Annotated in this window: 11 protein-coding genes; 5 read left to right on the top strand and 6 right to left on the bottom strand. The window is 66.0% G+C overall.

All coding sequences use genetic code 11. The features are described 5' to 3' along the window. Positions 1-58 precede the first annotated feature (58 nt). Positions 59-754, top strand: coding sequence for a methyltransferase domain-containing protein (locus JGU66_33920; GenBank protein MBJ6765780.1), 696 nt, complete (start codon positions 59-61; stop codon positions 752-754). After that, positions 751-2,088, top strand: a complete 1,338-nt coding sequence (locus tag JGU66_33915) for a glycosyltransferase family 39 protein (protein MBJ6765779.1) — start codon at positions 751-753, stop codon at positions 2,086-2,088. Before JGU66_33920 ends, JGU66_33915 begins: the two co-directional genes overlap by 4 nt. A gap of 150 nt (positions 2,089-2,238) precedes the next feature. On the opposite strand, the gene JGU66_33910 is transcribed toward JGU66_33915, so the two are convergent. Further along, positions 2,239-2,496: a hypothetical protein gene (locus JGU66_33910; protein MBJ6765778.1), complete on the bottom strand. Its 258-nt coding sequence runs from the start codon at positions 2,494-2,496 to the stop codon at positions 2,239-2,241. A 149-nt stretch (positions 2,497-2,645) separates the two neighbouring features. Between JGU66_33910 and JGU66_33905 the strand changes: the two genes are divergently transcribed. Then, positions 2,646-3,356 (top strand): helix-turn-helix transcriptional regulator, encoded by a 711-nt coding sequence (locus JGU66_33905; protein ID MBJ6765777.1) that lies wholly within the window; start codon positions 2,646-2,648, stop codon positions 3,354-3,356. Here JGU66_33905 and JGU66_33900 read toward each other — a convergent pair. Then, a complete protein-coding gene (locus JGU66_33900; protein MBJ6765776.1) occupies positions 3,334-3,867 on the bottom strand; it encodes a hypothetical protein in 534 nt (177 codons plus the stop codon). The two genes, JGU66_33905 and JGU66_33900, sit on opposite strands and share 23 nt — an antisense overlap. A 63-nt stretch (positions 3,868-3,930) precedes the next feature. Next, positions 3,931-6,264, bottom strand: coding sequence for a glycoside hydrolase family 88 protein (locus JGU66_33895; GenBank protein ID MBJ6765775.1), 2,334 nt, complete (start codon positions 6,262-6,264; stop codon positions 3,931-3,933). A 283-nt stretch (positions 6,265-6,547) separates the two neighbouring features. Between JGU66_33895 and JGU66_33890 the strand changes: the two genes are divergently transcribed. After that, on the top strand, positions 6,548-7,603 hold the full coding sequence (locus tag JGU66_33890) for an alcohol dehydrogenase catalytic domain-containing protein (protein MBJ6765774.1): 1,056 nt from the start codon (positions 6,548-6,550) through the stop codon (positions 7,601-7,603). Positions 7,604-7,605: 2 nt separating this feature from the next. On the opposite strand, the gene JGU66_33885 is transcribed toward JGU66_33890, so the two are convergent. From JGU66_33885 to JGU66_33875, 3 genes are all read right to left on the bottom strand, one after another. Next, positions 7,606-9,273, bottom strand: coding sequence for an AAA family ATPase (locus JGU66_33885; GenBank protein MBJ6765773.1), 1,668 nt, complete (start codon positions 9,271-9,273; stop codon positions 7,606-7,608). Between the two features lie 204 nt (positions 9,274-9,477). Further along, positions 9,478-10,395 (bottom strand): MBL fold metallo-hydrolase, encoded by a 918-nt coding sequence (locus JGU66_33880; protein MBJ6765772.1) that lies wholly within the window; start codon positions 10,393-10,395, stop codon positions 9,478-9,480. Then, complete coding sequence (locus JGU66_33875; GenBank protein MBJ6765771.1) at positions 10,392-10,841, bottom strand: cupin domain-containing protein; 450 nt, start codon at positions 10,839-10,841, stop codon at positions 10,392-10,394. The genes JGU66_33880 and JGU66_33875 overlap by 4 nt, the downstream gene beginning before the upstream one ends. A 20-nt stretch (positions 10,842-10,861) precedes the next feature. On the opposite strand from JGU66_33875, the gene JGU66_33870 reads away from it, so the two are divergent. Beyond that, complete coding sequence (locus tag JGU66_33870; GenBank protein MBJ6765770.1) at positions 10,862-11,773, top strand: LysR family transcriptional regulator; 912 nt, start codon at positions 10,862-10,864, stop codon at positions 11,771-11,773. Positions 11,774-11,798: the final 25 nt, after the last annotated feature.

Raw genomic sequence — 11,798 nt, 5'->3', positions numbered from 1 at the left:
GATGTCGTGACGTAGGCCGAGCCTTGGTGGCTTGGCCTGGACTTGGAGAGAGGGACACATGATCGACGCCCGCGAGGTCTACGAGTCGTACCCGGACCAGTACGCTGCCCTGGTTCAGCATGAAGACCGTGAGGGCAATCTCCTCAAGGCCATCCGGTCTCGGGTCTCGTTGGCGGGTCTGGAGGTCGTTGAACTCGGTGCCGGAACGGGGCGTGTGACCACGTTGCTGGGGCCCCACGTTCGCTCGGTGCGCGCCTTCGACGGTTCCGCCCCCATGCTCCGCCTGGCCCAGCGAGAGTTGACGCGCCTCGGGCTGACAAACTGCTCCGTCAACTTGGCCGACAATGGCTCGCTCCCCGTGCCAGATGCGAGCGCAGACCTCTCCATCGCGGGATGGACGTATGGCCACCAGACCTTCTGGGATCCCGCCCAGTGGAGAGAGCTGGTCGAGGCGGGGCTTCGTCAGATGCTTCGGGTCCTCCGCCCTGGCGGAACGGCCATTGTTATCGAGACGCTCGGGACAGGGCACTCCGTCCCGTTTCAGCCTCCTGAGCAGCTCCGTCGCTACTACGAACTGCTTGAAGACACCTGGGGCTTCAAGCGCATGTGGATTCGCACGGACTATGAGTTCCCTTCGATGGACGAAGGGGTGCGCCTTCTGGACTTCTTCTTTGGGGAAGAGTGCGCCCGCTCGTTCTCGAGCCTCGGCAGCACCATCTACCCCGAGTGTACGGGCCTCTGGTTTCGGTCTTGAGCCCTCAACGGCCGCACGCGACTCTCGAACTGGAGTTGCGCCAGGAACAGGATGCGCCACTTCAGGGGTACGGTGACTCCGAGCGAGCAACCCGCCTCTTCTTCATGGAAAAGATGGGCGTTCTTTCTCGATTGATTCGTCATGCCTTTCTGTCCGAGGGCACCACCGGTTTGAAGCCTGCGACTCTCAATTATGACTGGGCGCTGGTGGGGCTCGTGGCGGTCGTCATGCTGCTTCACTTGCTCATCATCGATCAGCCGCCTGCGTCCTATGTTTTCGACGAGGCACACTACGTACCGGCAGCCAAGTGTCTGATCAATGGGACCGTATGCAACGAGGAACACCCACCTCTTGCCAAGGCGCTCATCGCACTCAGCATCCAGATGTTCGGTGACCGCGGATTCGGCTGGCGTCTGCCCTCCGTCCTCGCCGGCAGCTTCACGCTCGTGCTGGTCTACCTGCTCACGCGCAGGTTCACCAACGGCGGTGTCGCGCTGCTTGCCGCCTTCTTGCTCGGGTTCGAGAATCTCTGGTTCGTTCACTCGTCGATCGCCATGCTGGACATCCCGGCGTTCTTCTTCGCGATGCTGGGGGTCTACTTATTCACGGGGCAAAGGTGGTGGCTCTCTGGACTCGCGCTCGGCATTGGCATGCTCGCCAAGGGCGTCGTTGCGATGGTCTTCATCGTGCTTGTCCTCTACGTTTGGATCAGCCAGGAACGCTGGCTCTCCAAGGCCGCGCTCAAGGCGACCGCACGGGTCGGGTTCAGCGTCGGCATTCCCGCGGCACTGTGTTTTCTCGCGGGTCTGGGCATCTACGACATCGTCTATGGAGCCTTTCCCAGCCCGCTCCATCACCTCGCGAGCATGGCGAGCTACCACCGGACCCTGGGATCGCCGGGCGTGAGCGACAGCGTGCATCCGCTTCATTGGTTTTCAGGGTTTCAGAATTCGCCGTATTTCGTCACATCCATGCAGGTCGAAGACGGCAGTATTCCGCGCTATGTTTTGCAGTACCTGGATCAGCCCAACCTGGTCATTCTGCTGTTCATCTGGCTGGCTCTCCCGCTCGTCTGGTCAGACATTCAGGAGCGACATCCGCTGGCACTCCTCGCCTTTCTGCTGGTCGGAGTGCCGTACCTGCTCTTCATTTTGATCGCGCACGTGCGCGTCACCTATCCGTTCTACATGCTTGTGTTTGTTCCCAGCCAATGCATCCTGTCGGCGCTGGCACTTTCGAAGCTGCCACGCGGAGCCATGCTGACATTCTGTGTCGGAGTCCTGGCGTGGTTCTTCTATGGATTCCCACGCAATCCGCTCGCTCCTTGGGAGTAGGTCCCTGGAGCATTGGCTGTCTGGCAAAAAGAGTCCCCCCGGTACTCTCTATTTCTTGCCACCAGACGACACGCTCCAGAAGGTGCGCCTGTGGAACCTGCCCTTGAGGGCGCCCTCTCTTGCGAGAGAGGTCATCCCCAGCGAGGTGTCTCACTCATCCTTGGGCGCGGATCCAGTCTTCGTGACTGTTTTTGTTTGCGTTACTTTCTTCGTTATCGCGGTTTGCGTTGTTTTTGGCGCTGCTGTCTGCGTTACCGTTTTGGTTGCAGTCTTCGCGGTTGCAAGCACCGTCTGGCCGACCGGTGGTGCCGCCGCCTCGGCCGTTGATATCACGGCACTTGAACTGAACCCCTTCACCAGAAGCAGCGTGAATGCAAGAACAGACAACGCACTGGCCAGTGGCTTCATGAGCCCTCCTCTGGATAGATTGTCATGAGGAACTCAGGACATCAAGGGATAGGGCGAGAACGGGTTTAGGGTGGTCCGCGGAAGGGGCGGTGATTATCAACGTGAGCCGAGGAGGTCCTTTGAACACGCTGGCACGGTTGGACGGTACCTTGTTCGCGTCTGGGGCGCCGATGCTCTACGTGGGGCCGCTGGTGGCCACGAAGCGGCACGCGCACCATGCGGCGCAGATCATCGTCGCGCCAGCGGGGCTCGACATCGAGGATGGTGCCAACGGTCGCATTCATGCGTGCACGGCCGTCATTCCTCCGCGCCTGTCTCATGGACACGGCGCGTGCTCTCATGCCGCCATGCTGTTTCTCGACGGAGACGACTGGGTGAGCCGCGCGCTCGCTCGCTCCGCCGAGCCTCGGTGCGAGACCTGGAGGCGTGAGACGCTCGAGGTGACAATCCCTCGCAATCCGACGCCGGAGCAGGCACGCACACTCATCGCCGCGATCCTCGCCTCCGTCGAATTGCGACTGCCGCCGAGGCCGCGTCACCCGGCGGCACGCAAGATGTGCGAGTACCTCGACCGCGCCGACCCCGTCGACCTCGCAAGCCTTTCACGCGAGGCCGGGCTGTCTCCCCGGCAGATGCGTCATGCCTTCGCGCGTGACTTTGGACTCCCGATGCGCGCGTATCTGCGGTGGAAGCGCTTGCGCCGCGCCATCGCCGCCGTGGAGGCCGGAGAGAGCCTGAGCGCTGCCGCGATCTCCGCCGGGTTCGCGGACAGCGCTCACCTGAGTCGCGTCTTCCGGGAGCAGTTCGGCATGACGCCGACGCAAGGGCTCACCTCGGTCACGTGGCGGACGCTTGGCTGACGAGGAACTCGGGGACGCCATCCCTCCGACGTGGCAGTCCCGCTTGATACAGGATGGCGTCCACGTTGCCTCGATGATGGATGGTATGGGTGACCACGTGGAGGAGCATCGTGGCCGCGGTCATCGTCACGAGCTTCCCGTCGGTGAAGCGCACCTCGCGAGGTCGTGCGAGTTCCTCTGGGCGGAGCAACGCCGTGGTCTCCACATACCAGCGGTCGATGGTCTCGAATTCGAGGTCGAGTTCCTGGAGTGAGGGAATGAGCGCCCGCTGGGGAGACTGGAAGCCGTGCGCCTCGCCCAGCAAGTGAGCTTGAAAGACGCGCCGGACGACATGGATGTGATCGAGGACCCGCAGGATCAAGTCCGCGCCCTTCTGGGACTCCCAGGACTCGACCGCGCGAAGGGTGGCAAAGAGCTGCCGGTTCGCCCACGCGGTGTGCGTCATGAGGGTCAGGAGGGGCGTGGGCGCGACGGGCTCAACAGCGGACTCAATGGGAGGATGAGGGTTCATGCCTCCCTGAATAGGCTGCGCTCAAATGGAACGCTTGAACGCAACGGCGGTCTCGAGATCGGGTTACCCCTCTGTCGGACCGGGTGAGGCTGCCCTGCGCGAGCGCCTGCCCTGACGCATCAACCACAGCACGACGCCGCAGAGGGCCAGCGCACCGGGACCCGGGGCCGCGGCGCAGCCCTCCTCGGTCCGCAGTGAGGCATCGAGTGGACTGTCCCCTTCGAGGGCCGCGGCTTCGGGCGGAGGCATCACGGTGGCCCCGAGCCTCACGATGTGGTTCGTCACCGTGTACGTGTCATTCCCCGTGGTGCCATTGAGCGTCACCTTTCCCAGGTCATTGGTGAGGGGGGCGTCCGAACGGAAGGCATAGTTGCTCGCGATCTGGATTTCCGAACCGCCTGGGGGCCGCACCCACACGCTGTACCGTTTGGCGTTGAGGTCCGTCACCATGCGCACGTGGTACGTCGTGTTGGCCGTGTAGGGCACCGTGGTGAGCGCGGTGTAGCCCCCGCCGTTGCGCACGTCGAAGCGGCCGTCCGTGCTCATGCGAATGAGCATGGCCGAGCTGGAGAACCCGGTGATGGGGGTGGACGTGTCGGCATAGCCGATGACGCCATCCATCGGGCTCAGGGCGGGCTTCACGTCGAACTCGGCCGTAACCGTGCCGGTGTTGTTGGTTCCCAGGTCGTGCACCGCCGCCGAGAAGTCGACCCGCGAAGGCCAGACCGTCGAAGGAGCGCCCGACACCACGGGATTGGTCACCGAGTACGCGTCGTCGGCGGTGGTGCTGTTGAGCACCGCCTGGCCGACATCATCCGTGGGAGGCGCGTCCGTGCGGAAGGCATAGTTGTTCGCGAGCTGGATCTCGGCGCCGCCCGGAGGGCTTACCCATACGCTGTAGCGTTTGGCGTTGAGGTCCGTCACCATTCGCACGTGGTACGTGGTGTTGAACGCGTAGGGCACCGCGGTGAGCGCGGCGTAGCTGCCTCCATTGCGCACGTCGAAGCGGCCATCCGTGTTCATTCGGATGGCCATGGCGAGGCTGGAGAAGGCGGTGACGGTCGTGGAGGTATCGGCGAAGCCGATGACGCCATCCATGGGGTAGCGCAGCGGCGTCACGTCGAACTTCACCGTGACGACGCCCGTGTTGTTGGTCCCGAGCGCATGCACCCCCGCAGGGAAGCTGGTCCGCGCGCCGAAGCCCGCCTGGATGCGCACCCATTGCAGGAATCGCTGGAGGGCCTCGACGAAGTAGTAGTCCCCGTAGATGAGGCCGACATCGATCTCCTTGCCCGCGGGCAGGTTGCCCACGGCGTGCTGGAGGACGCTGGCCTTGCTCGTCCCACTGGCGAGGTAGGGGGCCGCGCTGAGGGCATCGAGAATGCGGAGGGCCGCGTCACCGTAGCGTTGCCGGGTGGCCGTGTCCGACACGTAGCCGCCCAGTTCCAACAGCGCCGAGGCCGCGATGGCTGCCGCGGAGGTGTCCTTGAACTGCTGGTTCGCCGGAGCATTGAAATCCCAGAGTGGGATCTTGTCCGCGGGCAGGTGGCTCAAATACCAATCCGTGGTCTTCTGGGCCGCGGCCAGCATGCGCGGGTCGCGCGTGTACCGGTACACCATGGTGTAGCCATACATGAGCCAGGTCTGGCCGCGAGCCCAGGTGGAGTTGTCCGAGGCCCCCTGGAAGGTGCCGCGCAGGCGCATGACGCCCGTGGTCGGATCGAAGTCCGCCATGTGGAAGGAGCTGCCATCCGCGCGCACGAGCACATTGAGCGTCTTGAGGGCGTGGTTGACCGCCATGTCCCGCCAGGTGGCTTGTCCACCATGCGCGGCGCCCCAGAGGAGCAGCTCGATGTCCATCATCGTGTCCACGAAGAGCGGCGCGAGCCACTTGGGCCGGTTCCAATCGCAGCACACGACGTAGCCGAGATTGGCGTTGTATCGCTTGGCGAGCGAAGCCGCGCCCGTGAGCAGCACCTGCCGCTGGGCCTCGTCCCCCGTGAAGCGGTACGCGTTGCCGAAGCTGGTGATGAGCTTGAAGCCCGTGTCGTGCGTCGTCGAGTTGGTCTGCTGGACCTTCAGCGGGTTCGTGCGGGTGGTCGCCAGGGACTTGAAGGTGGCGACGCCCGAGCCCTCGAAGAGGTACCAGAGCTCGCCAGGGAAGAAGCCCTGGGTCCAGTCAATTTGGGAGGCGGCGTCGATGGTGGTCCACCCGCCGTTCGTGGTGCTCTGGGGATAGCGGCCCGCCGGGACCAGCGCATCTGTCTTGGTCGCCTGCTGCTGGGCGAACTGCAGGACTCGATTCGCTGTCGCCTCGTCCATGGCCTGGGCTGCGCCAGCCAGGAGCATGCAGCCGAGCCCCAAGAGATATGTCCAAGTCCTCGCACGAAGAGCCATTTCCACCCCCTTTTGAGGAGGGAGAGTGTTTTCGACCCAGGAGAGAAGCAGCCGGGCCTGGAGGTGCATGACGTATCCGGTGGAGCACGATCGGTGTCAGTGACGCGCGGCGCGAACGAGGCCGTCGAGGCAGTCCTGCTGGCCGTTCAGCATCGGATTGGGCGCTTGCTGGCGCGCGCGGCGGACGGGGGCGCGGGCGCCTGGGGCCGTGTGCCCCCGGGCGCCTCGTCCGTTGGCATCGTGCAGACACTTCATCCATTGGATGTCCCAAGGGAGGAAGCGCATGCGAGCCAATGTCTTTCACGGCGTGAACCGCTTCGGCATCGAAGAGGTGAAGACGCCCCGTGCCGGACCGGGTGAGGCGGTCATCCGGATGACGCTCACCACGGTGTGCGGCACGGACTTGCACATCGTTCGGGGCGAGTTCCCCGTGAAGCCGGGGCTCGTCATCGGGCACGAGCCCGTGGGTGTCATCCAGGAGCTGGGGCCGGGGGTGACGGGCTACCAGGTGGGGGACCGCGTGCTGGTGGGCGCCATCACGCCGTGCGGCCAGTGTCGGGCGTGTCTGTCTGGGCAGGCGGCGCAGTGTGGACATGGGGGTGGGTGGGAGCAGGCGGGCGGCTGGCGCCTGGGCAACACCCTCAACGGTGCGCAGGCCGAGTCCATCCTCGTTCCCTCGGCCCAAGCGAACCTCGCACCCATCCCGGATGCGCTGACGGACGAGCAGGTGGTGCTCCTGTCGGACATTGCCTCCACGGGCTTCAGTGGCGCGGAGTCGGCCGGGGTGCGAATCGGTGACTCGGTGGTGGTGTTCGCGCAAGGGCCCATTGGCTTGTGCGCTGCCATTGGCGCGCGGCTGATGGGCGCGACGCTGGTCATTGGGGTCGATGGCGATGAGTCGCGCCTGAAGATGGCCAAGCGGATGGGCGTGGATGTGGTGCTCGACTACCGCCAGCAGGACGTCGTGGCCGAGGTGCGGCGACTCACCGGTGGCGGCGTGGATGTCGCCATTGAAGCGCTCGGGACGCCGCAGACCTTCGAGAGCTGCCTGCGGTGCCTCCGGCCCGGTGGAACGGTGTCCAGCTTGGGCGTGTACTCGGGGAAGCTGCAGATTCCGTATGACGCGTTCGCCGCTGGGCTCGGGGACTACCGCATCGTCACCACGCTCTGTCCGGGCGGCAAGGAGCGCATGCGGCGGCTCATGGACGTGGTTCGCAGCAAGCGCGTGGACCTGTCTCCGCTCATCACCCATCGCTTCCGGCTCGCGGACATCCAGGAGGCCTATGCCCTCTTCGGAGAGCGCCGGGACGGTGTATTCAAGGTCGCCATCCAACCCTGACGTCAGCCTCGCAGGCCCAGGGCCTCGCGTCGTCGCGCCGTGTCGATGCGAGGCCCGGGCGCGAGGCCCCGTGGAGTCAGGCGCTCATCCAGCGCATGGAGCGCTCGCGCGGTGCTCACGTCCAGCGAGGCCGAGGTGTCCACGATGATGTGGCTCCAGTCATCCAGTTCGTCGAGTGGTTCGAAGTGGCTGAGTTGCTGGAGGTAGGTGTCGAAGCGTGCATCCGAGACGGAGTGGACGCGCTCCCGGGCATCCATGCGCTGGCGCACGGCGGACTCGTCCGCACGACACTCGATGACGAAGAAGTACGCCCCGTGCTCGCGGGCGAGTGAGGCCGCTTCCTCGCGCTGGGCCCGCTCTCCATGGGTGGCATCGAGGATGACCGAGCGCCCGTCGGCGAGCGCCTCCGCGGCGCGGCGGTGCAGCTCTTGGTACACGCGCTGCCGACGCTCCTTCGAGTAGAGCCCCGCTCCATAGGCGGTCACGTGTCGTGCATTGGAGGTCAGGCCCGCGAGTTCTCGGCGGATCCGGTCCGATGACAGCACGTCGAAGACACGCAGGCGTGCGAGGGCTTGTGCCACGGTCGTCTTGCCCGTGGCGGACAGGCCGCTCATGAGGACGAGCAGCGGTGGCCGGTCCTCGTCCGCGTAGCCACAGGCCAGCTCGAAGGCCTTGCGAGACTGGAGCAGGGCTTCGGCGCGCTCGTGTGGGCTGGACTCGGACTGGTCGAGCCGGAAGCCGTCCACCTTGCCGCGCACATACGCGCGATAGCAGCCATAGAAGGGGAGGAGCCGTCGCACGCCTGGGTCTCCGCTCGCCTCGACATAGGTGTCCACGAACGCGTCCGACAGGTCCGGGCGCTCGTGCAGCTCCAGGTCCATGGCGAGAAAGGCAATCTCCGAGGCCACGTCGCAGCAGCGGAAGCGGCGATTGAACTCGATGCAGTCGAAGACACAGATGCCATCGGGGCACATCGCGTCGAAGCACACCGCCGACGTGCGGAGATCCCCGTGCCCCTCGCGAATCCGATGCTGCCGCATGCGCGCCAGGAACAGGCTGTGGAGGCGCACCAGGGATGAGCGGACGAACTCGAGGCACAGCCGATGCTGGGCGGCCGAGTGCGTCGTCCCGATGAAGGGCCGGGACTGGTCGAAGTTCTCCGCCCAGTCGCGCGCAATCTCGGCGGGAACTCCGAAGCGCGACACGCTGGGGCCGCTCGGGGCCGCGCGGTGGAAGCGCTCCATCATCCGAGCGAGTCGCTCGATGTCCGCGGTGGACACGCGCCCCGCGGCGATTCGCGCGTCCAGCATCTGCTCCGAGGGCAGACGCTGCATCTTCACCGCGTACTCGACCACTTCGCCTTCTCCGCCCAGATGGAGCCGCGAGCCCCTGCGAACGATGGGCTCCACGCCGAGGTACATCTCGGGCGAGAGGCGGGAGTTCAGCGCCACCTCGCTCAGGCAGAAGTGCTTGCGCTGCTCCAGCGTGCGGAAGTCCAAGAAGCCGAAGTCGACCGGCTTCTTGAGCTTGTAGGCGTAGTCGCCCGCAAGCAGGACGTACGAGATGTGAGTCTGGAGAACCTTCACGCGGTCCACGGGATGGTCATAGGCATCCCTGTGGCGGAGCTGCTCCACCACGTGCGACAGGTCATTGGGCGTGGTCGGGCTCATGGCATGTGCCTCGGACAGAAGGTGAGGTCCCTTGCTGTCGCGCGCAGTCGCCCGAGGGCATTCCTGCAATGGCCCGTGGGAGGGTCGCTCGGGAGGGAGGCAGTGCCCTTCAGCGCTCCCTGGCTCGGCTGCTGGGTGGATCCGCGAGGCGCGAAACCACGGTCTGGGGCCGGCGAACGCTGAAATGCTCGGTGTCGCGCTTCGTCAAGTCCGGGCTCGCCAGGTCAGCCACTCTCCGGGGCGCGCCACTTCCACGTCGACCTTGCGCGCCCGCGCGGCGGCCAGGAGCTGGGCCTCCGCGTTGGGCACCTCGCGGTAGTCGTCGGAGGGAGCGATGCCGTAGTGAATGGGCACGAGGAGTCGGGCGCCCAGGACGACGGCCGCCGCCACCGCTTGTTCAGGCGTGAGGACGGCATGCACGTCACTCACGGGTTTGCGCCAGCCGAAGCGTGCGCCATTGATGGGCAGGAAGGCCGCATCGAACGGACCGAACTGGCGCCCGATGTGCCACCACGAGCCGTGCCACAGCGTGTCGCCACAGTGGATGATGCGGCGGCCTCCGCCAGAGACGATCCACGACACCTGAGGGTCTCCATAGCCATCCACGGCCGGGACGGCGGTCGCGGTGAAGTCGTTGAGCAGGAGGGGCTCGTAGAGCGGAGCGGTGCGCACGCGGAATCCCGCTGCGGCAGCCAGGGCGGCCATGTCTGGAGCGCACACCAGGGTCCCGGAGTCTCCCAGCGCTTGTCTCACGGCCAACCGGTCGAAGTGGTCCGGATGGCGATGCGTCACCAGGACGAAGCGGTTGCCTCCACTGGCTTCCATTGCGGTGAGTGGATCCTTCAGCGCGGGTCCCCAGACGGCGGGATCGACCAGCGGGTCCAGGAAGAGGGTGTCCTGCCCCAGTTGGAGTCGCACGCCGGCCCAGGCCAGCCGCTGCGCACGGAGCGGGGCGCTGTCGGTGGGCTTCTGTGCATGGGCCGTCGTAGGCGGGAGCAGCAGCGCGCCCGCGGAGAGCGTCACCGCCGCGCGCAGGAAGTCTCGGCGACGCGTTGGCGTGTGCGCGGCTGGCTCGCTCGACGGTTCCTCGTGGGGCGATGAGGGGAGGGCGTTCTGGCTCATCGCTCCACCGGGGCCAGAGGGTTCATGCCGAAGAGGCGCACGCCGGTCTCGGTTCGGGAGCGATGGCGACTGTCGGGAGCAAAGGCCACGTACGAGCCCGGCCCCAGGCGCTGGTCCCCTTCGATGAGTTCTCCCCTCACCACGAACACCGCTTCACCTGCTTCGTGGAAGTCCACGATGGGCCACTGACTCCCTGGGGCCATGTCCACGACCCAGACCCTCACGTTGGGTGGGCTCGGCAGGTCGATTCGAATGCACCCAGGGCCGACGACGACTGGCTCGATGTCATCGACGCGCAGGGTGGTCCATGGAGATTCAACGGGAATCGGCTTCCTTGGGGCTTGGTCTGACGGGGGCATTCGTCCTCCTGGGTGGGGGACGCCTACGTTAGGGATGACCCCGTCATGAGCGCAGCGAAACGATTTTGAGAAGATGCTGAACTTCATTCATGTGAAGCTCAGCGTGCATGCTCGAGCTTCGCCACTTCAAGCTGATCGCCGCGGTCGCGGACACCGGGAGCCTTGCCGCCGCGAGCCGGCGGCTGCACCTCACGTCCTCGGCCTTGAGCCACCAACTTCGCGACGCCGAGGAGCGCTTGGGCGTCCAGCTCTTTCAGCGCCGTCAGCGGCGCCTGCTGCTGACGGGCTCGGGGGAGAAGCTGCTCCTCTCCGCTCGGCGGGTCCTGAACGAGGTGGCCCAGGCCGAGGCGGCCTGCCGCGCCAATCCGCAGGATGATCTGCTCCGGCTCAGCACGGGTTGCTACACGGTATACGGCTGGCTGCCGCCCATCCTGGGGCGATGGCAGGCCGAGTTCCCACGCGTCGAGCTGCGCATCGTCCTGGAGGCCACGCGTCAGCCGCTCGGGGCATTGCTGAACGGTGAGTTGGATCTCGCGCTGACGACGGATGTGCCCCGGCAGCCTCGGCTGGCGCAGACCGCGCTCTTCCAGGATGAACTGTTGCTGGTGGTCCCCTCGGATCACGTGCTGGCGCGTCGGAGCTACGCGACGGCGGAGGACCTGGTGCATGAGCACTTGCTCACGTACGCGGCGCCTCGCGAGCAGCTCGATGTCTTCACGCGCGTGCTCTGGCCCGCGGGCGTCGAGCCGCAGCGGGTGTCCCCCGTGCCGCTCACGGAGGCACTCATCGAGCTGGTGCGTGGGGGCATTGGCGTGACGGCACTGCCCGAGTGGATGCTGCCGACTCAGCGCCAGGGGTTGCACACGGTTCGGCTGACGCCTCGGGGCGTCCGGCGTCGTTGGAGCGCCGTCACCCGCGCGACCCGCCAGCGGCCCGCGCCGCTGACCCACTTCATCGAACTCCTGCGGGAGCGCTTCACGCGGTCTGGTCCGTCAGGACCGCGTGCTGGCGCGCGGTGACGTGCGCCACCGCGCTCGTGGGGCG

This window comes from Myxococcaceae bacterium JPH2, from assembly GCA_016458225.1.
Classification (GTDB): domain Bacteria; phylum Myxococcota; class Myxococcia; order Myxococcales; family Myxococcaceae; genus Citreicoccus.
Note: the sequence above shows the minus strand (reverse complement) of the source record. Positions and strands in the feature narration are given on the sequence as shown.